This window comes from Lentzea alba (genome assembly GCF_047445655.1).
GTDB classification, from domain to species: Bacteria; Actinomycetota; Actinomycetes; order Mycobacteriales; family Pseudonocardiaceae; genus Lentzea; species Lentzea alba_A.
The window spans coordinates 25,298-48,537 of sequence record NZ_JAJAEG010000014.1 but is presented as its reverse complement, the minus strand read 5'-3'; the positions used below and the strand labels follow the sequence as shown (position 1 = coordinate 48,537).

The 23,240-nt window shown below is 69.3% G+C and carries 20 protein-coding genes; 12 read left to right on the top strand and 8 right to left on the bottom strand.

What is annotated here, in order from left to right:
* Nucleotides 1-100: 100 nt before the first annotated feature.
* Together LFM09_RS23480 and LFM09_RS23475 are read right to left on the bottom strand one after the other, a co-directional pair.
* Nucleotides 101-2,962 carry a BTAD domain-containing putative transcriptional regulator gene (locus tag LFM09_RS23480; RefSeq protein ID WP_414098681.1) on the bottom strand — a complete coding sequence of 954 codons (2,862 nt, stop codon included), beginning with the start codon at nucleotides 2,960-2,962 and terminating at the stop codon, nucleotides 101-103.
* A gap of 249 nt (nucleotides 2,963-3,211) precedes the next feature.
* Complete coding sequence (locus tag LFM09_RS23475) at nucleotides 3,212-5,008, bottom strand: AMP-dependent synthetase/ligase (RefSeq protein ID WP_414098680.1); 1,797 nt, start codon at nucleotides 5,006-5,008, stop codon at nucleotides 3,212-3,214.
* Nucleotides 5,009-5,106: 98 nt separating this feature from the next.
* Between LFM09_RS23475 and LFM09_RS23470 the strand changes: the two genes are divergently transcribed.
* The 6 genes from LFM09_RS23470 to LFM09_RS23445 are packed head-to-tail and all read left to right on the top strand — an operon-like array spanning nucleotide 5,107 to nucleotide 9,332.
* Nucleotides 5,107-5,487 carry a polyketide cyclase / dehydrase and lipid transport gene (locus tag LFM09_RS23470; protein WP_414098679.1) on the top strand — a complete coding sequence of 127 codons (381 nt, stop codon included), beginning with the start codon at nucleotides 5,107-5,109 and terminating at the stop codon, nucleotides 5,485-5,487.
* Between the two features lie 56 nt (nucleotides 5,488-5,543).
* Nucleotides 5,544-6,332, top strand: a complete 789-nt coding sequence (locus LFM09_RS23465) for a metallophosphoesterase family protein (RefSeq protein WP_414098678.1) — start codon at nucleotides 5,544-5,546, stop codon at nucleotides 6,330-6,332.
* A 22-nt stretch (nucleotides 6,333-6,354) separates the two neighbouring features.
* On the top strand, nucleotides 6,355-6,795 hold the full coding sequence (locus LFM09_RS23460; RefSeq protein ID WP_086667148.1) for an SRPBCC family protein: 441 nt from the start codon (nucleotides 6,355-6,357) through the stop codon (nucleotides 6,793-6,795).
* Nucleotides 6,792-8,000, top strand: coding sequence for an ArsA family ATPase (locus LFM09_RS23455; protein ID WP_414098677.1), 1,209 nt, complete (start codon nucleotides 6,792-6,794; stop codon nucleotides 7,998-8,000). Before LFM09_RS23460 ends, LFM09_RS23455 begins: the two co-directional genes overlap by 4 nt.
* A gap of 13 nt (nucleotides 8,001-8,013) precedes the next feature.
* Nucleotides 8,014-8,358: a hypothetical protein gene (locus LFM09_RS23450; RefSeq protein ID WP_414098676.1), complete on the top strand. Its 345-nt coding sequence runs from the start codon at nucleotides 8,014-8,016 to the stop codon at nucleotides 8,356-8,358.
* A gap of 14 nt (nucleotides 8,359-8,372) precedes the next feature.
* Nucleotides 8,373-9,332, top strand: a complete 960-nt coding sequence (locus LFM09_RS23445; protein WP_414098880.1) for an ROK family glucokinase — start codon at nucleotides 8,373-8,375, stop codon at nucleotides 9,330-9,332.
* Between the two features lie 7 nt (nucleotides 9,333-9,339).
* On the opposite strand, the gene LFM09_RS23440 is transcribed toward LFM09_RS23445, so the two are convergent.
* Both LFM09_RS23440 and LFM09_RS23435 read right to left on the bottom strand, forming a co-directional pair.
* A complete protein-coding gene (locus LFM09_RS23440) occupies nucleotides 9,340-11,016 on the bottom strand; it encodes a M16 family metallopeptidase (RefSeq protein ID WP_414098675.1) in 1,677 nt (558 codons plus the stop codon).
* 694 nt (nucleotides 11,017-11,710) lie between these two features.
* Entirely contained in the window at nucleotides 11,711-12,208 is a 498-nt protein-coding gene (locus LFM09_RS23435) for a hypothetical protein (protein WP_414098674.1), read from the bottom strand.
* Between the two features lie 178 nt (nucleotides 12,209-12,386).
* Here LFM09_RS23435 and LFM09_RS23430 point away from each other — a divergent pair, with 178 nt between their 5' ends.
* The 3 genes from LFM09_RS23430 (at nucleotide 12,387) to LFM09_RS23420 (ending at nucleotide 14,761) form a co-directional block, all read left to right on the top strand.
* Nucleotides 12,387-13,121, top strand: a complete 735-nt coding sequence (locus LFM09_RS23430; RefSeq protein WP_414098879.1) for a lysophospholipid acyltransferase family protein — start codon at nucleotides 12,387-12,389, stop codon at nucleotides 13,119-13,121.
* Between the two features lie 22 nt (nucleotides 13,122-13,143).
* Nucleotides 13,144-13,656 carry a polyadenylate-specific 3'-exoribonuclease AS gene (locus LFM09_RS23425; RefSeq protein WP_414098673.1) on the top strand — a complete coding sequence of 171 codons (513 nt, stop codon included), beginning with the start codon at nucleotides 13,144-13,146 and terminating at the stop codon, nucleotides 13,654-13,656.
* Nucleotides 13,657-13,732: 76 nt separating this feature from the next.
* Entirely contained in the window at nucleotides 13,733-14,761 is a 1,029-nt protein-coding gene (locus LFM09_RS23420) for a 6-phosphofructokinase (protein WP_414098878.1), read from the top strand.
* Between the two features lie 440 nt (nucleotides 14,762-15,201).
* Here the strand turns inward: LFM09_RS23420 and LFM09_RS23415 are convergent, their stop codons facing one another.
* Entirely contained in the window at nucleotides 15,202-16,209 is a 1,008-nt protein-coding gene (locus tag LFM09_RS23415) for a DUF2891 domain-containing protein (protein ID WP_414098672.1), read from the bottom strand.
* Between the two features lie 163 nt (nucleotides 16,210-16,372).
* On the opposite strand from LFM09_RS23415, the gene LFM09_RS23410 reads away from it, so the two are divergent.
* Nucleotides 16,373-17,761 (top strand): class II 3-deoxy-7-phosphoheptulonate synthase, encoded by a 1,389-nt coding sequence (locus tag LFM09_RS23410; protein WP_414098671.1) that lies wholly within the window; start codon nucleotides 16,373-16,375, stop codon nucleotides 17,759-17,761.
* 83 nt (nucleotides 17,762-17,844) lie between these two features.
* Here the strand turns inward: LFM09_RS23410 and pknB are convergent, their stop codons facing one another.
* The gene (gene pknB, locus LFM09_RS23405) at nucleotides 17,845-19,848 is read right to left on the bottom strand and encodes a Stk1 family PASTA domain-containing Ser/Thr kinase (protein ID WP_414098670.1); all 2,004 of its coding nucleotides are present in this window, start codon (nucleotides 19,846-19,848) and stop codon (nucleotides 17,845-17,847) included.
* A 77-nt stretch (nucleotides 19,849-19,925) separates the two neighbouring features.
* Here pknB and LFM09_RS23400 point away from each other — a divergent pair, with 77 nt between their 5' ends.
* Entirely contained in the window at nucleotides 19,926-20,291 is a 366-nt protein-coding gene (locus LFM09_RS23400) for an Rv2175c family DNA-binding protein (RefSeq protein ID WP_414098669.1), read from the top strand.
* Nucleotides 20,292-20,360: 69 nt separating this feature from the next.
* Nucleotides 20,361-20,762: a hypothetical protein gene (locus LFM09_RS23395; RefSeq protein WP_414098668.1), complete on the top strand. Its 402-nt coding sequence runs from the start codon at nucleotides 20,361-20,363 to the stop codon at nucleotides 20,760-20,762.
* A gap of 20 nt (nucleotides 20,763-20,782) precedes the next feature.
* Here LFM09_RS23395 and LFM09_RS23390 read toward each other — a convergent pair whose 3' ends face one another.
* Together LFM09_RS23390 and mptB are read right to left on the bottom strand one after the other, a co-directional pair.
* Nucleotides 20,783-21,658 carry a phytoene/squalene synthase family protein gene (locus tag LFM09_RS23390; RefSeq protein ID WP_414098667.1) on the bottom strand — a complete coding sequence of 292 codons (876 nt, stop codon included), beginning with the start codon at nucleotides 21,656-21,658 and terminating at the stop codon, nucleotides 20,783-20,785.
* Nucleotides 21,655-23,169, bottom strand: a complete 1,515-nt coding sequence (gene mptB, locus LFM09_RS23385) for a polyprenol phosphomannose-dependent alpha 1,6 mannosyltransferase MptB (RefSeq protein ID WP_414098666.1) — start codon at nucleotides 23,167-23,169, stop codon at nucleotides 21,655-21,657. The genes LFM09_RS23390 and mptB overlap by 4 nt, the downstream gene beginning before the upstream one ends.
* Nucleotides 23,170-23,240: the final 71 nt, after the last annotated feature.

Sequence of the window (23,240 nt, the reverse complement as noted above, 5' to 3'; positions counted from 1 at the left end):
ATATCGCTGCACCGAAGCCAGGACGGGATCGTCGGACCCTGGCAGCGGTCGCCACCGATATCGGTTACCAGATATATCGGATGTTGGATATCGGTGCAGGTCAGACGAGTTCGCGGGCGCGGTTCTCCAGGGCGCGCAAACCCAGTTCGGAGCTGCGCCGCATCGCCTGGCCGGCGGCATCGCGGGCGTCGGAGTCGCGGCCGAGATCGCGCCACACCACCGTCAGCCCGATCAACGCCCGGATCTCACCGGAGGCGTAGCCGATCCGCCGCGCCGTCGTCAGCGCCTGCTCGAACAGCTCAGCGGCGACGTCGAAGTCGAACAGCGCCCGCCGGATCTCACCGAGCGTGATCCGCACGGAAGTCGCGACCTGCTGATCACCTCCGTCGGCCACGAGCGACAGCGCGCGAGAGGCCAGGGACAGGGCGGCCTCGACGTTGCCGCAGGCGTGCTCCAGAGCGGCGAGGTTCTCCAGCGCCTCGGCCTCGCCGGCGGGGACGTTGCCGATCTCCAAGGCGCGTTCGAGATGCGCACGGGCCTCCGCGAAACGCCCCTGCAGCCGCAGCGCCATGCCGAGGTAGGCGTGACTGTCGGCGTTCGGCGCGAGAGCCAGCGCCTGGGAGAAGTGGTCGACGGCGCCGTCGATCTCACCGAGTTCCACGGCGAGCTGGCCGAGGTTGTACAGGCCGGTGCTGACGCTGTCGGCGGACCGCAGCATCTCCAGGCAGCGCACGAGGGCGTCCTTCGCGGCGACCAGCTGACCTGATCGGCGGTAGACCAGGCTCAGGTTGTTCAGCACGCCCGCCTCGGCGTCCTTGTCTCCCAGCGCCCGGTACAGCTCGACGGCGAGGTTGTGGTGCTCCACCGACAGCGCGTACTCGCCGAGCCGCAGGTACAGCGTGCCGAGGTTCGCGTGCATCGCGGCCTCGGCCGGCCGGTGCCCGGACGCCTGAGCGGCCTGCAGGCCGTGGTGCGCCGTCGCCATCCATTCGCCGACGTGCTGGCCGATCCACAGGTAGCCGCGCAGTGCGTCGGCCAACTGCCACGCCATCGGCGCCGGGCCCTGCTGGGCGGCACAGCGGATCGCGGCGGTCAGGTTCGGGCGTTCGGCGTCGAGCCACGCCAGCGCCTCCGCCGAGCTGGAGATCCGCGGCGCGGGGCCTGACGCGGAGGACGGCAGCCGCACGATGCCGGGATACAGCAGTTCGGCACAACGCTCCACACCGCGCGCGTAGTGGTTCAACAGCGCCGTCCACGCCGTCTGCTGCTCAGAGGGGCTGTCCGACTCCTCCCGCAACGTCGCCGCGTAGCGCATCAACTCGTCGTGGAACCGGTAGCGCCCCGGCACCACTGACACGACCAGGTTCGCGATCGCCAGCACCGTCAACAAACCATCGGCGTCCACGTCGGCCAGCGCGGACGCGGCCTCCGCCGTGAAGTCCGGCCCCGGCACCAGCGACAACAGCCGGAACAACCGCTGCGGCGCGGGAGGCAGCGCCGCGTAGGCCAGTTCGATCGGCGAACCGGAGATCGTCACGTCGTCGCGTCCCGCCAGGTAGGCCGCCGCCACCCGCAACGCCAGCGGCAGGTGCCCGCACCGCGCCGCCAGCTCCGCGTGGTCACCCGCCCCGAGCAGCTTCGTCAGCAGCGCTTCCGACTCCAGCGCCGTGAACACGTCCACCGGCACGGTCCGCGCGCCGTTCATCGCGATCAGCCCGCGCAGATCGTCCCGCGACGTCACGATCACCCGGCACGACGCGGTGCCCGGCAGCAGCGGCCGCACCTGGTCCGGTGCGGAGGCGTTGTCCAGCACCAGCAACATCCGCCGTCCGGCCAGCAGCGATCGCAGCATCGTGCTCTGCTCGTCCGCGTCCGGCGGGATCTCGTCCGGCGGCACGCCCAGCGCCCGCAGGAACCGCGACAGCACGTCCACCCCGTCCGCGGGCGGCCCCAGCGCATACCCGCGCAGGTCGACGTACAGCTGCCCGTCCGGGAACCGGTCCCGCAGCAGGTGCGCCACGTGCACCGCCAACGTCGTCTTGCCCACCCCTGGCTGCCCGGCCAGCGTCACGATCGGCACCGACCCACCCGCGATCAGCGCGGCGACCCGCTCCACGTGCCACGCCCGGCCCGTGAAATCCGCGATGTCGTCCGGCAACCGCATCGGCGACGTCGGCGCGCGTTCCGGCTCACGCGCGGCAACGGGCGCGGCCAGCGACGGCTCGCCCACCAGGATCGCCTGGTGCAACGACTGCAGCTCGACGGACGGGTCGATGCCCAGCTGCTCGTCCAAGGTCCGGTCCAGCGACCGGAACGCCTCCAGCGCCTCCGCCTGCCTGCTGCTGCGGTACAGCGCGAGCATCAGCTGCGCCCAGAACCGTTCGCGCAACGGGTGGTCCCGCGTCAGCGCGAACAGCTCCGGCACCAGGTCCGCGTGGTTGCCCAGCGCGAGCTCGACGTCGATCCGCTGTTCGTGCACCGTCATGAGCAGCTCGGTCAGCCGCGGCGCGTGCTCGGAGTGCAGCGTCTCGGAGGGCACGTCCGACAGCACCGGCCCGCGCCACAGCTCCAACGCCTCGGCAAACGCTTTCCGCGCCGTGACCAGGTCATCTCGAGCGGCGGCCGCACGTCCGCGAGCAGCCGCGTCAGCGAATCTGTGCACGTCCACGGCCAGCGGGTCGACGCGCATCCGGTATCCGTCGGCGGCGGTCTGGATCAGCGACGGATCACCCAGAGCGGCCCGCAACCGCATCACGTACGTCTGCAACGTTCCACGCGTGCGCGCAGGCGGTGCGTCACCCCACACGTGCTCGACGAGTTCCGTCACGGGTACTACGCGGTTCGGACGCAGCAACAACGCCGCCAGCAACGCCCTGTGCTTGCCCGCCCGCAGCACCACCGGCGAGCCGTCCAGGCGTACTTCGACCGGGCCGAGCAGCCGGAACTGCGGACCCGAAGCCATTGCCTACCCCTCGTGCCGGCTGGATGATCCCCGTCCACCCGACAGCCTATTAGCGCGCTGTCGCGAAGTGACATCGGCGCGTCAGCGATACGTCAGCGTCGTAAGGCAATCTTCTACACGTCCCGGTCGGGGGGCCGGGGCATCAAACTTCTCGGGTTCCGCGGAAAGATCCGCGGATCACGATCGCTGGGGGTCGAAAGGCCCAGGAGCTCTCTCTCAGCTCCTGGGCCTTTCGCGCATTACACCCTCTTACTTCGCGTAGATGGCGTCGATGTCCGACGCGTACGTCGTCGCCACGACAGAGCGCTTCAGCTTCAGCGACGGCGTCATCTCGCCACCCGCCTCGGTGAAGTCCACCGGCAGCACGCGGAACTTGCGAATCGCCTCGGCCTTGGACACCGACTTGTTCGCGTCGTCCACCACGGCCTGGATCTCGGCGATCAGCTGCGGGTCCTCGATCAGGTCCGCGATCTCGGCCGTCGCCGGCTTGCCGTGCTGGTCCCTCCACGTCGGGAAGAACTCCGGGTCGATCGTGATCAGCGCACCGATGAACGGCTGCTTGTCACCGACGACCATGCACTGCGAGATCAGCGGGTGCGCCCGGATGCGGTCCTCGAGCTGCGCGGGGGAGACGTTCTTGCCACCGGCGGTGACGATGATCTCCTTCTTGCGGCCCGTGATCTTCAGGAACCCGTCGTTGTCGAGCTCGCCGATGTCACCGGTGTGGAACCAGCCGTCCTCAAGGGCTTCCTTGGTGGCGGCCTCGTTGTTCCAGTAGCCGGTGAACACGATGTCGCCCTTGATGAGGATCTCGCCGTCCTCGGCGATCCGCACCGACGTGCCCGGCACCGGCAGGCCGACCGTGCCGACCTTCTCCTGACCGCGGAACGTCACGCACGCCGCCGCCGACGTCTCCGTCAGGCCGTAGCCCTCGTACACCGGGATGCCGGCGCCACGGAAGAAGTGCGACAAACGGTCACCCAGCGGCGCACCACCGGACACCGCCGCGATCGCCCGGCCGCCCAGCGCGCCGCGCAGCTTCGCGAACACCAGCTTGTCGAACACCGCGTGCTTGATCCGCAGGCCGAGGCCCGGACCGCCGTTGTCCAGCGCGCTCGAGTACGCGACCGAGGTGGCCTCGGCGGCGTCGAAGATCTTGCCCTTGCCGGCGGCGTGCGCCTTCTGCTTGGCGCCGTTGTAGACCTTCTCGAACACACGCGGCACCGCGACCACGAACGTCGGGCGGAACTGACCGAGGTCGTCGACGAGGTTCTTCACGTCCGCCGTGTGGCCCAGCGTCACCCGCGAGTACACGCACGCCAACGCCAGGGCACGCGCCAGGATGTGCGCGAGCGGCAGGAACAGCAGCAGCGAGTTGCCCGCCGTCAGGATCTCGGGGAACCGCGACAGCGCCGACCGCACCTCGGAGAGCAGGTTGCGGTGCGTCAGCGTGCAGCCCTTCGGACGGCCCGTGGTGCCGGACGTGTAGACCAGCGTGGCCGTGTGGTCCGCCTTCGCCTGCGCACGGCGTTCGTGCACCTGCTCGTCGGTGACCTCGGCGCCCAGGGCGGTCAGTTCGTCGACCGCGGCCGCCGCGCCCTCGATCTGCCACACGTGGCGCAGCTCGGGGAGCTTCCCGACGACCTCGTCGACCAGCGCGCGGTGCGCCGAAGCCTCGACGAACACCGCCTTCGCGCCGGAGTCGGACAGGATCCACTCGATCTGGTCCGACGACGACGTCTCGTAGATCGGCACGACGACGCCGCCGGCCGCCCAGATGGCGAAGTCGAGCAGGGACCACTCGTAGCGGGTCTTGGAGACCAGGCCTACCCGGTCTCCGAGCTCGAGACCCGCCGCGACCAGGCCCTTGGCCACGGCCATGACCTGTGCGGCGAAGTCGCGCGCGGTGATGTCGATCCAGGTGCCGTCGACCTGCCTGCGGAAGCTGACGGCGTTGCCGAAGCGCTCCGCGTTGGCCCACACCATGTCGGTGAGGTTCTCCTCCGGAGCCACTGCGGCCGTGGCGGGGACGCTGAACTCGCGCACGTCAACCTCCGTACGGTGATTTGTTACTGGTGGGGAAACTTAGCGTGTGATTCCGGCGATACAAAGGCTGGTACGCCCTTCCGTTACCTTTTGACCCCATGGCCAGTGTGGACGTCGTCGACGAGACTTTCCTGGCGGTACCACCCAGCGTGGTCGCCGCCGCCTTCGCCGCGCCATCGTCGTGGGGCGAGTTCTGGCCGGATCTCGAGCTCGACGTGTACGCCAACCGGGGTGACGAGGGCCTGCGCTGGACCGTCGGCGGCGCGCTCGTCGGCACCATGGAGGTCTGGCTCGAGCCGATGCTCGACGGCACCCTGCTGCATTACTTCCTCCGCGCCGATCCGCCCGCAGGCTCGCTCACCCCGCGCAACGCGCGTCGTGAGGTGCAACGCCGTCAGCTCGACGCGAAGTCCGTCGCGCTGGGACTGAAGCTGACTCTGGAGGACGGCCGCCCTGCCGGCTGCCCGCCGCACGGGTGATCTTGCTCGACGTCCGTCTCACAAACCACCCCTCGCGTTGAACTAGGTTGGTAGGCGTGCGGGTTCACGTGGTTTCGGATGTGCACGGCAACGCGGAGGCGCTCGCGCGCGCCGGTGACGGGGCGGACGCACTCGTCGTGCTCGGCGACCTCATCGACTTCGTGGACTACCACGACCATTCCAAGGGGATCCTCGGGCGCGTCTTCGGGCCTGAGAAGGTGGGGATCTTCGCCGAGCTGAGACGCGGCACGAAGCGCGCCGACACGGCGAGCTACATCCGGTCCCTCTGGGACGGTCTCGCGGACGCCCGGACCGTGGTGGAAGAAGCGGTGCTGGAGCAGTACCACGCGTTGTTCTCCGCGATGTCCGCGCCGACGTACGCGACACCGGGCAATGTGGACAGTCCGCACCTGTGGCCGCAGTTCGTGCGCGACGGCGTGCACGTCGTCGACGGCGAAGCGGTGGAGATCGGCGGGCTGCGGTTCGGCTTCGCCGGTGGCGGGCTCCTGCCGGCGGGGCACGTGCGCAACCCCAACGCGCCGTGGTTCCCGTACCTCCGAACGGACGAGGACATGGCGGCGGCGCTGGACCGGATGGGGCCGGTCGACGTGTTGTGCACGCACATCCCACCGGCTGTTCCGGAACTCACCTACGACGTCGTCGCGCGCCGTCCCGAGTGGGGATCGCGGCCGGCTCTGGAGAAGATCGTGCGGGAACGTCCGCGCTGGTCGGTGTTCGGGCACGTGCACCAGCCGTTGGCCCGGCGCGTGCGCGTGGGTTACACCGAGTGCATCAACGTCGGGCACTTCCAGCGCAGCGGCAAGCCTCACGTCCTCAATTGGTAAAGACGCGAGTAACCTGCCCGTCATGGCCGACGAGTCCACTCAGTCCATCGTCATCGACGCGCCGCCTGAGAAGATCATGGCGATCATCGCTGACTTCCCGTCGTACCCGGACTGGGCGAACGGGATGAAAGAGGTCGAGGTCCTCGACACCGGTTCCGACGGTCGTGCGGAGCAGGTGCGGTTCGCGATCGACCAGGGTCCCGTCAAGGACGAGTACACCCTGAAGTACGACTGGGCCGCCGACGGCCTCTCGGTGAAGTGGGAGCTCGTCAAGGGCACCATGCAGAAGGCGCAGCAGGGCAGCTACGTGCTGGCGCCTTCCGGCACCGGGACCAAGGTCACGTACACGCTGTCGGTCCAGCTGGTGATCCCGATGATCGGGCTGTTCCGCCGCAAGGCCGAGAAGCTGATCCTCGACACCGCGCTCAAGGAGCTCAAGAAGCGCGCGGAGAAGGCGGCTTGAGCCGCGTCCTGCTCTTCACCGGCAAGGGCGGGGTCGGCAAGACGACGCTGGCCGCCGCGACGGCGGCCTCCCTCGCGGCGAACGGCCGCAAGGCGCTCGTCGTGTCGACCGATCCCGCTCATTCGCTGGGCGACGCCCTGGACGTTCGCCTGGGCGCTTCACCGTCCGAAGTAGACACTGCGGACGGGCTTTTCGCGTGCCAGATCGATCCTCGCGGTCTCGTCGACGAGGCCTGGGGTGAGCTGCGCGGGCACCTGCGGACCGTGCTGGCGGGCGCCGGTGTCGACGAGCTCGACGCCGAGGAGCTCACCGTGCTGCCCGGTGTCGAGGAGCTCCTCGCGCTGGCGGAGGTGCGGCGGCTGGCTTCCAGCGGCCCGTGGGAGGTCGTGGTCGTCGACTGCGGGCCGACCGCGGAGACGTTGCGGTTGCTGTCGTTGCCCGAAGCGTTCGCGGGTTATCTGGAACGGCTCTTCCCGACGCACCGCCGTGTGGTGCGCGGGTTGCTCGCGGGCGTCGCGGGTACCGGGACCGTGGAGAAGTGGGACTCGACAGCCGACGCGCTGAGCAGGCTCGCGGAGCGGCTGGACGCGTTGCGGGTCATGCTGGCCGATCCGTCTTCGTGCTCGGTGCGGCTCGTGCTGACGCCGGAACGTGTGGTGGCCGCCGAGACGCGGCGAACGCTGACCGCGTTGGCACTGCAGGGAATCCGGGTCGACAGCGTGATCGCGAACCGGCTGGTGCCGTCGCCGGGATCCGCGCGTGGTGCCGCCGCGACCTGGTTGCGGACGCGCCGGCACGAGCAGGACGCGGTGCTGGCCGAGCTGACCGGGATCGGCGAGATCCGCACGGTCGACCACCGCGCGTCCGAGCCCGTCGGGGTGCCGGCGCTGCTGGAGGTCGCCTCGCAGCTCTACGGCTCCGAGGACCCGTTGCCCGGTGCCGCGGTGTCGCAGTCGCTGCTGGAGGTGTCGGGCAGCGGACGTGGGCTCGACGCCCGATACTCGCTGCGTATCGCGTTGCCGCTGGCCGACGACACGGAGCTGGACCTCGCGCGCGTGGGCGACGACCTCGCGTTGACCGTCGATGGCCGTCGCCGGCTGGTGGCGCTGCCGTCGTTGTTGAAGCGCTGCATCGTGACCGGCGCGGAGATGGACTCGGGTGGCGTCACGGTCGGGTTCCGTCCCGACCCCTCGCTGTGGCGTTGATCAGGAGCTTGTGATGACCCAGGAGAACACCGGCAAGCTCGCCGAGGAGCTGCGGCTGCTCATCGACGCGGCCGCCGAGCGCATGGAGCCGTGGCTGCAGCGCGTCGCCGAGACGGGCGACGGCTCGCACACGCCCGAGACGTGCGGCTGGTGCCCGTTGTGCAACGGCGTGGCGCTGCTGCGTGGCGACCGTTCCGAGCTGGCCGCGAAGGCCGCTGAGCACGCCGCTGGGCTGGTCGCGGTGCTGCGTGCCGCACTGCGTGAGCCTGGTGCTCCGCCTTCCGGTCCTGAGCCGTCTGCGCCTGCTGACTCGGGTCAGCGGGTGCAGCACATCAAGGTCGTAAGGAAGACCGACTAGTGCTCACGGTCGGAGTGGACATCGGTGGCACCAGCGTGCGCGCGGGCGTCGTGGACGCGCGTGGCTCGGTGCTGGACACCTCACGCGCGCCAACGCCCGCCGGCGAACGCGCTCTCGAAGACGCCATCGTCGCCGCCGTGGAGGAGGTGGCGGACCGGCACGCCGTGAACGCCGTCGGTCTCGCCGTGGCGGGCTTCATCGCCTCCGACCGCCGCACGGTCCGTTTCGCGCCCCACCTGGCGTGGCGGCAGGCCGACGTCGCGGACCGCATGAGCGACCGGCTGGGTATGCCGGTTGTTTTGGAACACGACGCGAACGCCGCCGCCCTCGCCGAACACCGCTTCGGTGCTGCTCGTGGGGCTTCTACGGCCGTGTTGGTGGCGATTGGCACGGGCATTGGCGCCGCGCTGCTGTTGAACGGCGAGGTCTTCCGAGGTGCTCACGGCGTCGCTCCCGAACTCGGCCACCTGCGTGTGGTTCCGGATGGTCGTCCCTGCCCGTGCGGCAAGAACGGCTGCTGGGAGCGCTACTGCAGCGGCACGGCCCTGTCGGCCACCGCTGTCGAGCTGCTGGCCAAGCACCCCGGTGTCTCGACCGTGCTGGCTCGTGAAGCCGCTGGTGACGCGCGCGCGGTGACCGGACGCCGTGTCGCCGGTGCCGCCCGCGACGGTGACCCGCTGGCCAAGCGCGCGATGGCGGACCTGGCTCGCTGGCTGGGTGAGGGGCTGGCGCTGGTGGCGGACGTCTACGACCCCGAGGTGATCGTCATCGGGGGAGGGGTGTCGGGGTCGGCGCCGCTGTTCCTCGACGACGCCCGCGAGCGCTACTCCGCCGTCGTGACGGGTGCGGGCCATCGCCCACTGGCCCGGATCCGGACCGCGCAGCTCGGTGACGACGCCGGGATCGTGGGAGCGGCGACGCTGGCTCGTGAGATGGCCTCGTCGATGGCCAAGAACCACTCACGCCGCTCCTGACCGCGGTTCAGGCAGCTGTTCGGAGCTTCCGCACGTTCCGGAACAGCGCGTTCCTGAACGGCCAGCCGACGAACCAGACGACCGCGACGCCGATCCAGCCGCTGACTCCCGCGTCGTCCTTGCCGGCCATGCCGACCGTCGCGAGAAGCGCGAACAGGAGCCACGCCACGAACACCGTCCAGGTCAGCACCCGGCCCGTGGTCCGCAGCCAGGAACGCGCGGGCGGCCGGCCGGTGGCGGCCTGAGCAGCTGCTTCCACCTGGATCGGCGGCCTCCAGATCATCACCGAGAACGGCGTACCGGCGTCGATCATCGCGGTCGCCCGTGGATCGATGGCGAAGCGGGACGGGTCGACGGAGACGATCATGCCGTCGGCGCCGACAAGCCGGCGTGCGCCATGTGGCCATGCTTCTGCCGCCACGCACTGGTCGTACCGGACCGTCACGGGCCCGTCAGGCGTGAGCAGGCTGACGCCGCCACCACCGACGACAAGACTCACCTCGGTGGACTCCCGTGAGGCGTACCGGATCCCTTCCACCGCGGACGGGGAGAACATCGGGGCCCGTGCGAACCCGGCCCAGTCCGCCGTGTACCCGTCCGGGAGTTGCAGCAGCGCCGACGCCATCGCCTCGACGGCGGTCGCGTGCACGCCGGCCGCGGTCACGGCCTCCGTTTCGGCGCGCCACTGCTCGACGGTCGAGATCGGCCTGCCGGTGAGGAGGTCGGCGGCGTTGCTGGGCAGGATGGCCGCCTCGAAGTCGGGATCGGAGAGCAGGTTCGTCAGTCGCGCCTTGCCCGCGTCGACGTCGGCGACCGCGATGTGGCCGGCCTTCAGCGCGGTCAGCACTTCGAGGAAGCCGTGCACCACGACGTCCTGCTTCTCCGGCAGGGCGTCGGCGAGTGCGGTGATGATCCCGTTCTCGGCGTCGCGGGCGCGGTAGGACGCCGTGGCCGTGTACGACCCGCCCCGTTCCTGTCGCAGGCCCTGGAACAACCGGCGCTCTAGGACTGTCGCGAGCACGTGTGCCGTGACGGAACGCGACACGACCGCGTCCATCGTCACCTGCCCGCTCCCGTCGGCGTAGTAGGCGGGCGTGAGCGGGAGTGCCGACGTCACAGGCGGTGTGGGACGGCGAACTCCGCCGCGCAGTCGCAGACGCAGTCCGCTGGGCACGTCGTCACCGGCGATCCACAACACCGCGTTCTCGCGGGTGAACCACTCCGCGGCCCACTGGAGGACCGTCTCCGGCCGCAGCGTCTCGACCCCGAACTCGCTGCCGCCCACCAGTCCGTAGCCCTGTGCGCCGTAGCGCCAGACCGGCATGTTCCAGTCCGCCCCGGTGCCGCGGCTCGCGGCCTCGGTGCGCACGATCGTCTTCTCCGTCTCCAGCCGGTCGATCGGGAGCGAGGTGAGTGCGTCGCAGGTGCGCGTCAGGAACGTGCTGACGTCGGTCGGCGAGCCCTGCGCGTAGAAGTGGGTGTTGATCATCCGCGTCTCACCGTTGGCGTGGTGGCCTGGTAGCTCGAACCCGCTGAGTGCCAGGTGTTCCACGAGGTGGGTGATGCCGGAGGTGACCAGCGTTTCGTCGGCCATGCCGACGCGGAACACCAGTCCGGCCCGCATCGGGCCCCGGGCCGGCGCGATCACGGTCGGCACGCCGTCCACTTCGGTGTGTCGGATCATGGTCCCAGCCCTCATCAGCGCGGTTGATGCGTCCAACGTGACCGGTGCCGTGATCGACAACCATCCCTTCGAACCACTAATGGCCGGTCGGCCGACAACAACCTGTCTTGTCGGGGGACACGGGCCGCGACCGCGGTCATGAGGAATGCGCCGAAGCCCGCTGCACCTGGGCTTGGCGACCGGGTGCAGCGGGCTTCTCGTGGCTGTGAGGTCTGGCTGACAGCTCGAATGCGGCGGTGACGGACTCAGTCCGGGTCGCCTGGGTTGCGACGGCGTGGGGTTGAGGGACGTCGCGGCGGGCGTGTCGGGGTCTGTTCGCCCGCCGCGAACATCCTGTCTGAAATGCCCGCTTCGGGCCGTCGGGGGCCGCGGGACTGTCGGTCGTCGCGAGGAGAATGAAAGCAAGGGGTCCCCCTTCGCGGGGGACGCCTGCGTCAGCTCGAGCTGGGTGGGAGCGGATCGGTCGAGTGCCGGGAGTGCTCCGGGTGGGGCCTGGGTCAGCGGCCGAGCACGCGCAGGATGCGCGGGCGGCGGCGCTTGGCGCGCTCCGCGTCCTTCTTGCTCAGGGTCGCCATGGCGCGGGCCATCATCAGGTGCTGCATCTGGTCCATGCGGACACGGTAGGCATGACCGAATCGTTATCTGAAGGTTTGAGTGGCCGTTATCACGTTGTTACCAAGTGGGACGTGACGTGTCACACCTGGGCGCCGTCGTCCCATCCGGAGTCGGGCGGCGGGGTGTTGCGCATGCGCAGGATCAGCCAGCCGACGCCCGCGCACAGGGCCACGAGTGAGAGCGGCGTGCCGATGCGCGACTGCAGGCCGAAGACGCCGGGGGCGACGAGCAGCACGATGCCCAGCACGAACAGGCCGAGCGCCGCGATCGTGGACGCGCGCAGCACCGGGAACGGCGGCGGCTCCGGCGGCACGTAATGGCCCTCGTCGTCGCGGTCGCGCCGTTCGGGCTCGTCATCGGGTTCGGAGAGGATGTCGTCGGCCGAGTCGTCCCGTGCCTTGAGATCCGTCGGCCTCAAGTCGTCGTCGAGGTCCTTCGGGCCCGCCTCGTCGAGGTCGAGCCAGTCCTTGCCGACCCCGTCCCGTTCGAGACCCGCGACGATCTCGGCAAAGAGCTCGTCGACGTTCTCCGGGCCGTCGGTCGAGTCGCGCCGGGCGTTCATCCAGAGCCTCTCCATGTGCCGCAACCCTCTGACCCCTCATCGTTGCACGGGCGGGATGTGTTGCGGGTTACGGCAGTCGGCTCAGTCACGGCCGTGACGCACTACCTTGGGACTCGTTGTGTGAGGAGCGGTCGCCTCCGTAGGCTGACTGGTGGGATCAAGGTTCGCGGTGGCTAGGGAGGCGCTTCCCACGGTGCTGTACTGGTTGATGAAGCACGTCCTCCTGGGACCGATTCTCCGGCTGTTCTTCCAGCCGAAGATCATCGAGGGCGCCGAGAACATCCCGAAGGACGGCGGCGCCATCTTGGCGAGCAACCACCTCGCCGTCTCCGACTCCTTCTTCCTGCCGCTGATGTTGTCGCGGCGGGTGACGTTCCCCGCCAAGATCGAGTACTTCACCGGCACGGGGCTCAAGGGCAAGCTGCAGAAGTGGTTCTTCTCCGGCGTCGGCCAGGTGCCGATCGACCGGTCCAGCGCGTCGGCGGCGCAGGGAGCGCTCGACACCGGCGTGCGGATCGTGCGTGAGGGCAAGCTGCTCGGCATCTACCCCGAGGGCACTCGCTCGCCCGACGCCCGCCTCTACAAGGGCAAGGTCGGCGTCGCGTGGATCGCGCTGGAGTCCGGTGCGCCGGTGATCCCGGTGGCGATGTTCGGCACGGACAAGGCGAACCCCATCGGCTCGAGGATGTGGAAGCCGTACCCGATCCGCATCAAGATCGGCAAGCCGCTCGACTTCTCCCGCTACGAGGGGTTGTCCGGCGACCGGTTCGTGCTGCGGTCGATCACCGACGAGATCATGTACGCGTTGATGGAGCTATCCGGTCAGGAGTACGTCGACGTGTACGCGGCGAAGGCGAAGGAACAGCCCGCGAACGTGCCGGAGCAGGCCAAGCCGGCCGACCGGGTGCCCGAGTCGAAGGCGAGCTGAGCGCAACCCCTAGGGTGTCGCGGTGCGGTTCTTCTACGACTGTGAGTTCATCGAGGACGGGGTGACGATCGACCTCGTGTCGATCGGTGTGGTCGACGAGGAAGGCCGCGAGTTCTACGCCGTGTCCACCGAGTTCGACCCTGAGCGCGCGGGTCCGTGGGTGCGGCAGAACGTTCTCAACCAGCTGCCGTCGCCCGCGGACAAGGCGTGGCGCAGCCGCGATCGCATCCGCGAGGACCTGCTCGACTTCCTCGGCGCCCGCAACGCCGCCCGCGACGAGGTGGAGCTGTGGGCGTGGTTCGCCGCCTACGACCACGTCGCCCTGGCCCAGCTGTGGGGTGCGATGCCGGCGTTGCCGCGCGCCCTGCCGCGGTTCACCCGCGACCTGCGCCAGCGCTGGGACGACGTCGGCCGCCCCAAGCTGCCGGCCCCGCCAGCGGACGCGCACGACGCCCTCGCCGACGCGCGGCACAACCTCGCGCGGTGGAAGGTGATCGAGGAACACCGCCGGAAACTCGGGTTTCCCGTCCGGTAAGTGAGACCCGCATTGCTGCACCGATCCAGCTCGTGAAAGTCTGAGTGACACAGGACACGAGAGATTGGGCAAGCAGATGCGCATCGGTGTGCTCACTGGCGGTGGTGACTGCCCCGGTTTGAACGCCGTGATCCGGGCCGTGGTCCGCAAGGGCATCAAGGCACACGGCTGGGAGATCGTCGGGTTCCGCAACGGGTGGCAGGGCCCGATCGAGAACCTCACCAAGCCGATCGGCCTCACGGACGTCGAGGACATCCTCACCCGCGGTGGCACCATCCTGGGCTCGTCGCGCACGAACCCCTACAAGGTCGAGGGCGGCGTCGACCGCATCCGCGAGGTCATCGCGGAGAACCAGATCGACGCGCTGATCGCCATCGGCGGCGAGGACACCCTCGGTGTCGCCAAGCGCCTCACCGACGACGGCATCGGCGTCGTCGGCGTGCCGAAGACGATCGACAACGACCTCGGCGCCACGGACTACACGTTCGGCTTCGACACGGCCGTGCACATCGCGACCGAGGCGATCGACCGCCTGCGCACCACGGCCGAGTCGCACCACCGTGCGCTCGTCGTCGAGGTCATGGGCCGCCACGCCGGCTGGATCGCGCTGCACTCGGGTCTCGCCGGTGGCGCGAACGTCATCCTCGTGCCCGAGCGCCCGTTCAGCGTCGACAAGGTCGTCGACTGGGTCGAGCGCCGCTTCGAGCGCGAGTTCGCGCCGATCATCGTCGTCGCCGAGGGTGCGATTCCCGAGGGCGGCGCCGAGGTGCTGCACTCCGGCGAGCGCGACGCCTTCGGTCACGTCCGCCTCGGTGGCGTCGGCCAGTGGCTCGCGGAGGAGATCGCGGACCGCACCGGCAAAGAGTCCCGCGCGGCCATCCTCGGCCACATCCAGCGCGGTGGCACGCCGACCGCGTACGACCGCGTCCTCGCGACACGCTTCGGCCTGCACGCCGTGGACGCCGTCGCCGCCGGCGACTTCGGCACCATGGTCGCGCTGCGCGGCACCGAGATCGTGCGCGTGAAGCTGTCCGAGGCGACCGCCGAGCTCAAGACCGTGCCGGCGGAGCGCTACGAAGAGGCCGAGGTCTTCTTCGGCGCCTGATCCGCGCCAGGTTCAGCTCGATCCCGGGCCGATATCCGATGTGCAATACATCGGATATCGGCCCGAGTGCGTTGGGCGCGCGATATATCGGATACTGGATATCGGCCACGCGTGGTGCCACGCGATGTATTGGATATCGGATATCGGCATCACGGCGTCGCGCCCGGCTCGGCCTGTCGCAGCCGGGTCGGGTTGGGTGCGAAATCCAATATCTAATATATGGCTCGCCAGCTGATATATCGCCTGCTTCGAGCCGTGTCCTGTGGCGCCCTGTGGCGGTCGTCGCGGGATGTTCATGAGCTGCGGCGATGCCGATATATTGGATACCGGTCGGTCGGCGGGCGATATATTGGATGTGGCATGTGATATATCGCCGCTGAACCATCGGCGGGCTGGCGTCGATGTGCGATATCCGATGTATTGGATATCGCGACGCGGCGTTAGAAGGCCTTCACGTCCAGGTAGGCGGCGAAGGTTCCGAGCCAGTGATCTGCCATGTAGCCGTGCCCGCCGAAAACGTAGGTCCAGCCGGCCTCGCGATGTGCAGCGGAAGCGGTCCGGGCCAGTTCGGAGTACCGGTGCCCGGCCGGCAGTGAGTCCGCGATCGCCCCCCAGTTCCAGGCGCGGGACAGGGCGAGTCCGGCCAGGTGCGAGCCGTAGGGGTCGCTGGGATCGTCGACCGGGAAGGGCTCGCGCAGCACGCGCCACCGTTCCGAGTCGAGCTCGGGCAGGTAGGCGTCCAGCCAGGCGCCGAAGTCGGACGTGTCGAGTGCGCGCCGCATCAGGTCGGCGGTCGTCAGCGCGGGGGAGAGGAAGTCGGCGGCGTCCGGCTCGAACCCGCCGTACCCGGCCTCGTCCCGGTGCCACCGCAGGGCAGCGTCGATGCACGCCGAGGCGAGCTCGAAGTCGCCGTTCACCTGAGCGGCGTCGAACACCAGCCCGGTGGCGAACGCGGTGTTGCTGTGCGTGCCGGTCCGGATCGGCAGCCGCGCCGCCGAGATCCACTCCAGCCACCGGTCGCGCAGCACCTCCGCGATCGGCGCCACCGACCACGGCAGCCCGGAGGTCCGCAGCTCCGCGTCGAGCAGCAGCAGCCACGCCCACCCGTACGGCCGCTCCCAGTACCGCCCCGCCGGCGAGGCGAAGAACGAGGCCTCGACGGCGCAGTTCTCCTCCGTGATCAGCTTTTCGAGGGCGTCACGGGCCAGGTCGGCGCCCGAGAGCGACGGCCGCAGCCGCAGCAGGCGAACGGCGAGCCACGTCTGGTGCACGCACGAGTGCCAGTCGAAGGACCCGGCGAAAACGGGGTGCAGCACCCGCTGCGGTATCAGCCGGTCGTCGCCGTCGATGACGTGCGTCCAATGCACCGGGTGATCGCGCTGGATGTTGTCGATCGCGATGGCCAGCAGCCGGGTCGCGGTGCCGTCATCCAATCGGGTGGCGTCCATGGCCACATCATGCAGGGCGTCGTCTCAATAGGGCAGAGGCCGATAGTTGACAAGTAACAGACTTCACCGCGAAACGCCCTCAGATGGCCGTCAGGTCAACGTGGTCCGAACAGCTGACAGGCCCGACCCGGTCTCTCAGTGTGGGACAACTAGGATGAGCAGCGTGAACTGGACCGTGGACGTGCCCATCGACACGCTTCCCGAGCTTCCGCCGCTGCCTCCCGAGATGCGCAAGCGCCTGGACGACGCCCTGTCGCGTCCGGCCGCCCAGCAGCCCGAATGGCCCGACGCCGAACAGGTGCGTCGCGTGCGGACCGTGCTGGAAAGCGTGCCGCCGATCACCGTGCCCGCCGAGATCGACCGGCTGCACACGCAACTGGCGCAGGTCGCGAACGGTGAGGCGTTTCTTCTGCAGGGCGGTGACTGCGCGGAGACGTTCGCGGACAACACCGAGCCGCACATCCGCGCGAACATCCGGACCCTGCTGCAGATGGCCGTGGTGCTGACCTACGGCGCGAGCCTGCCGGTGGTGAAGGTCGGCCGCATCGCCGGCCAGTACGCCAAGCCGCGTTCGTCGAACATCGACGCCCTCGGCCTGCCGTCCTACCGCGGCGACATCATCAACTCCCTGGTCGCCACTCCCGAGGCCCGCATCCCCGACCCGGGCCGCATGATCCGCGCCTACGCGAACGCCGGCGCGGCCATGAACCTGCTGCGTGCCCTCACCGGCGCGGGGCTGGCGGACCTGCACCGCGTGCACGACTGGAACCGCGACTTCGTGCGCACCTCGCCCGCGGGCGAGCGCTACGAGGCGCTGGCCGGTGAGATCGACCGCGGCCTGAAGTTCATGTCGGCGTGCGGCGTGAACGACCAGTCGTTGCACGGCACGGAGATCTTCGCGTCGCACGAGGCGTTGCTGCTGGACTACGAGCGCGCGCTGCTGCGTCTGGACACCACCGGTGACCAGCCGAAGCTGTACGACCTGTCGTCGCACTTCGTGTGGATCGGCGAGCGCACCCGTCAGCTCGACGGCGCGCACATCGCGTTCGCGGAGATGCTCGCGAACCCGATCGGCCTCAAGATCGGCCCGACCACGTCGCCGGAGATGGCGGTCGAGTACGTCGAGCGCCTCGACCCGCGGGGCGAGCCGGGCCGCCTGACGCTCATCTCGCGCATGGGCAACCAGAAGGTGCGCGATGTGCTGCCGGCGATCATCGAGAAGGTCGAGGCCAGTGGCCACAAGGTCATCTGGCAGTGCGACCCGATGCACGGCAACACCCACGAGTCGAGCACCGGCTACAAGACCCGGCACTTCGACCGCATCGTCGACGAGGTCCAGGGCTTCTTCGAGGTGCACCGGCGCCTGGGCACCCACCCCGGTGGCATCCACATCGAGCTCACGGGTGAGGACGTCACCGAGTGCCTGGGCGGCGCGCAGGAGATCTCCGACGACGACCTCGCCGGCCGCTACGAGACGGCGTGCGACCCGCGCCTGAACACGCAGCAGTCGCTCGAGCTCGCGTTCCTCGTCGCCGAGATGCTGCGCTCGTAGCACTTCTTGGGGAGTTTCCTGAAGACGAGCTGAAGAACGAAGGGCCCCGCGTCGAGAACGCGGGGCCCTTCTGTTCGTCCTGGTCAGAGACCGAAGATGGTGATCTCGGTACCGCGCTTCACCCGCGTGCGCGGCGGGATCGACTGGTTCACGACGGTCGCGTTGTTGCTCTTGTTGAACTCGACCTTCACCTTCAGGCCGGCCCGTTCGAGCTCCTCCTTGGCCTCGCGCACCTTCAGCCTGGTCACCTCGGGGACCTCGACCTCGCGGTTGTCGACGAAGAAGACCGTGACGCGCTTGTTCGCGTTCCCCTCCAGCACTGTGCCCGCCGGCGGGTCCGTCCGCGCCACCCGTGCGTCGTCGCCCTGAGCGGCGTCCTCGCCGGTCGCCTCGACCGGTTCCAGACCGGCGCGCTGCAGTTCCAGGAACGCCTCGTCCTTCGTCTTGCCCTGGACGTTCGGCACCGGACGGCGCGGCGCGGGGCCCTTGCTCAACACCAGGGTCACCGGACTGTTGATCTTGAGCGCCGTGCCGGCGCGCGGGTCCAGGGCGACGACCTTGCCGTTCGGCACAGTGTCGTGGAACGCGTCCTTCGTGGGGTCCGTGACCGCCTTCAGGCCCGCCGCCTCGATCTCCTTGGTCGCGGCGTCCACCTCGGCGCCGACGTTGATGAACGGCACCACCGGCTTGCCGCGCGACACGATGAGCTTCACCTTGTCGTTCTTGCGCACCTCGGTGCCGCTGGCGGGGTCGGAACTGATGACCTGACCGATCGGCACGTCGTCCGACGGCACCTTGTCGATCAACGGCGTGAGGTCGGCGCTGTTCACCAGGCGCACGGCGTTCGTCTCGGACTGTCCGGCGACCTCCGGCACGGCGGTCCAGCGGCCCGCGCCGAGGTACCAGAAGAACAACCCGACGAGCAGCGCCACCACGCCGATGATCGAGCCCCAGATGATGAAGAGCTTCTTGCGGCGCTTGCGCTCCTCCTCGACCGGGTCGACCTTCGGCTTGCGCTGCGCGGGACGACGACGCGGCTGTTCCGGGCGCGCCATCGTGCGCGTGCCGGAAATGCCTGGTGGCGGCGTCGGCGGGCCGGTGTTGATCGTTGTCGGCATCGCCGACTTGCTGACCGGCCCGGTCGCCTCGGCGACCGAGGGCGGAGTCGCGCCGACCGCGACCGGAACCGGTCTCATGATGACGGTCTTGTCGTTCTCGGGAGCCGTGCCGGGAACCGGCACCGGCTGCGGCGTGAGGCCCAGCTCAGCGCCCACGCGTTCGAGCTCGGAGAGGAACGCGTCGGCGTTCGCCGGCCGCAGCCCCGGATCGCGCCGGGTCGCCTTGCGCACGAGCGTGTCGAGCGCGAGGGGGATCTCCGGGATCGACGGGACGTCCGAGTTCACGTGCTGGTAGGCCACGGAGATGGCCGTCTCGCCGCGGTAGGGCGCCTGACCCGCCAGCATCTCGTAGAGCACGATTCCAGCCGAGTAGACGTCACTGCGCGCGTCCGCGGCTCCGGTCTCCACCTGTTCGGGTGACAGGTAGGCCACTGTGCCGAGGATCTCGCTGTCGCTCGTGACGCCGTTCTCGGCGATCGCACGGGCCAGCCCGAAGTCCGCCACCTTCACCTGGCCACCGGCGCCGATCAGCACGTTCTCCGGCTTCACGTCGCGGTGCACCAGCCCGGCGCGGTGGGCGGCACCCAGCGCCGACAGCACCGGCCCGAGCACGCTCAACGCGATCGCGGGCGGCAGCTTGCCGCGCTGGTTCAGCAGGTCACGGAGGTTGCCGCCGTCGATCAGCTCCATCACCAGGTACACCTGGTCACCGTCGACGCCCTGGTCGTGCACGGACACCACGGCCGGGTGATGCAACTGCGCGGCCGCGCGTGCCTCGCGCTCGAAGCGCGCGACGAACGCCGGGTCCGCCGTCAGGTGCGGATCCATCACCTTGACCGCGACATCGCGGTCGAGGCGGGTGTCGCGACCTCGATAGACGGTGGACATGCCACCGCGCGCGAGCACGGAGTCCACCCGGTAGCGCTGCTCGAGCAGTCCACCCATCACGTTCGAAACCGACCTCTCCACAGTGCGAGATGGTAAAGCTCAGGATGACCCGGTTGGCGGAAGGGCGTTCACAGTTCGGTTATGGCATCGTGACCCCCGTGAGTGCGATTCCTGCCGCTGCGGATGTACTGGCTGCCGACCTGGAGGTTCTTCCTCTCCCCGAGGTGGCCGACCGAATGGGACTTCCGGTCACCCGGGTCCAGCAACTGCTGCGCGACGGGCAACTGCTCGCCGTGCGGCGCGACGGCGTCCTCGTCGTTCCCGAAGCGTTCCTCGCCGCCGGAACGGTGGTGAAGGGTCTGCCGGGCACCATCACGGTGCTGCGCGACCAGAACTTCTCCACGGACGAGATTCTGCGCTGGCTCTTCACGGAGGACGAGAGCCTCCCTGGCACTCCGATCGAAGCATTGCGCGGAGACCGTGGGCGTGAGGTAAAGCGACGGGCGCAAGCCATGGGCTTCTAGTTCACACGATGTGGCGGTTCCGGGCGTCTCCGCAGGCGAGAGGCGTCCGGAACCCCTCAACTGTTGCTCATGATCGCTAAGACTCTTGTCGCCGGTTTCACGGCTTTGGGCTTGCTGCTGTCGCCGGTGGTGGCTTCCGCCGCGCCCGCGGTGAAGGCGAAGCCCACGACGCTCGAACTCGACGCAGGTGGCGCGAAGGTCAAGCTCAAGAAGGGCAACCAGCTCCAGATCAAGGGCAAGCTCGGTGCCCAGGGCGGCGAGCGTCAGCTCACCCTCGGCCTCGACGTGTTCGCGCAGGTCAGGGTCGGTGCGTCGGTGTGGAGCAACATCTACACCAGGAACTGCCAGCCGAACTCGACGTTCACCGCGAAGCTCACCATCGACGCCTCCGCGGATCTGCGCCTCTACTTCCCCGGCACGAGCGTCTACGCGACCGCGACGTCCAACATCGTCGGCGTCGTCGTCATCTGACAACGCAGCTAAAGCCGCCTTCATCTGACCAACGCGCGTGCGAGCAGTGCCCGGCCCACACCGGGCACTGCCACCGCGAGACGTCGCGAGTTCGGCACCGCCACGCGTCGCCACAGCACCTCGCAGCTCACGAGGCCGAGGATGTCGCGATACAGCGTGAACGCCGTCTGCATACAAGGCCTCGACACCGGCGACAGCATGTCGATCCCAGGTCGCGCCGACTGATATATCGCATACGAGTGCGCGACGAGGTCGTCGAGCGCCCTTTGCACCCGGACGTTTGCGCGACGATGGCCACGAACCCATTGCAAAAGGTCGCGGTCGACGCCGTGCGCACCGAGGACGTCCTGCGGCAGGTAGACCCGGCCGCGGTCGAGGTCCTCGCCGACGTCGCGCAGGAAGTTCGTCAGCTGGAACGCGACCCCGAGCTCGGCCGCGTGTGGCGCGGCCTCTTCTCGGGGCACGACGGTGCCGAGCACCGGCAGCATCTGCAGCCCGATGACCTCCGCCGAGCCGTGCATGTAGACGCCGAGCGCGTCGAGGTCGGCGTACTCCGTGACGTCGAGGTCCATCCGCATCGACGCGAGGAAGTCGGTGAACAACACCCTGTCGATGTCGTAACGGCGCATCGTGTCCGTCAGAGCCTGCAGCACCGGGTTCGCGGGCTCCTTGTCCAGAAGCCGCTCCAGCCGGTCGAGCTCACCCGCGCGATCGTCGACCCCTGCGGCGTCGACGATCTCGTCGGCCCATCGCGCGAACGCGTACAGCGCGTGCACCGCCGGCCGCTGTTCGGGCCTCAGCAGGCGCGTGGCCAGGAAGAAGGTCTTGCCGTAGCGCGCGTTGATCCGGCGGCACGCGGCGTACGCGGACGCGATATCCAATGTATTGGCGTTCATTCGCGGCGCAGGGACAGGCCGAACGGGTCCGGCTCCACCAACGACCACGCCGCCAGCGCCGACACACCGAGTGCGAAGGACAGGTAGCTCCAGAAGTACAGGCCCGTGTCTCCGTTCGGGAACGTCACCAGCAGCAGGAAGACCGACGCGAGCGACACCGCCACCACCGCGCGCGTTGTCCACATGAGCCCGGCTGCCAGCGCCAGCGGCCAGCTGAAGTACCACGGCAGCGTGGTGGGGGACAGCAGTACGACGGCCAGCATCGTCACCGCGCCGCGCCGGACGTTGTCGCTCACGTCGCCGTCCCGCGCGGTCCACCACTGCGTCCACGCGACCCAGATGAGCACGACCCAGCCGAGCGTCCGCGCGACGCCGATGAAGATGCCGCCGTCGACGTCGGTGAACCAGCTCACGACCATGCGCACGAAGGCGCCGATCCCGCTCGGGACCGACAGCCAGTTGATGATCACCGACGAGTTGCTCAGCGCGGGGATCCAGCCGACGCCCACCCCGGCGACCAGCGTGCAGGCCGCGAACGTTCCGAGGAACGCCGCCGCACCCGGCACCAGCGCCCTGCCGAACCGGGTGAGCTTGTCGCCGTCCAGCCGTGCCGCCCAGATCCAGACCAGGAACGGCACGATCACGACCGCCGTCGCCTTCACCGAGAACGCGAGCCCGAGCAGCACGAAGCCGAGTACATGCCTGCGGTCGAGCACCAGCAGCACGCCCGCGGCCATCAGCCCGATCATCAACAGGTCGTTGTGCGCGCCTCCGACCAGGTGGATCAGCAGCAACGGGTTCGCCGCCACCAGCCACAGCGCGATCGCGGACTTCCCGCCCAGGTGTCGGCTCAGACCCGGCAGCGCCCGGCACAGCAGCACGAGCCCACCGGCGATCGAGAGACGCATCGCGATGACGCCGAGGACCACGCTGCCGCCGGTGATCCACACGACCGCCTTGGCGACCAGGATGAACAACGGCCCGTACGGCGCGGGCGCGTTCTGCCACACCTCGCTGACGTTCTCGCTGAGCGCGCTCTGCAGCACCGCGGGTCCGACCGCGTACGGGTCGTGGCCGCTCAGCGCGAGCTGGCCCTGCGCGAGATAGCTGTAGACGTCCTTGCTGAACAGCGGTGGCGCGAACAGCAGCGGCAACGTCCAGGCCGTCACCGCCGTGAGCACCGCGGAGCCGCCGGACTCACCTCGCAGCACGAGCCTGCCGAGCCTGATCCACGCCCAGATGACGAGGCCGAGGCCCAGGTACAGCACCATGCCCGCGAGATCGCGCCCGTGGCCGTAGCGCAGCCAGCTCAGCCCGGCCTGGTCGAGCAGGGGGTCGTGCTCGGGGATCGCTCCCGCGCCCAGGCCTCCGAGCGCGATCAGCGTCACGCCCAGCAGACCGAGCACGGTCGTGCGGACGGGGAGGGCGGCGGCGTTCGCGCGTACGGCAGGTGAGGGCTCCGGTGGAGACACCTCGGAGCTCGAGCGGAGGAGTGACTGAGTTGCTGCCATCGCGCGAACATCGTTGCACAGGGCGCGAAAGCCCCGGCAATCCAAAGCCCGCACCGGTCGAGAGGAGCTGA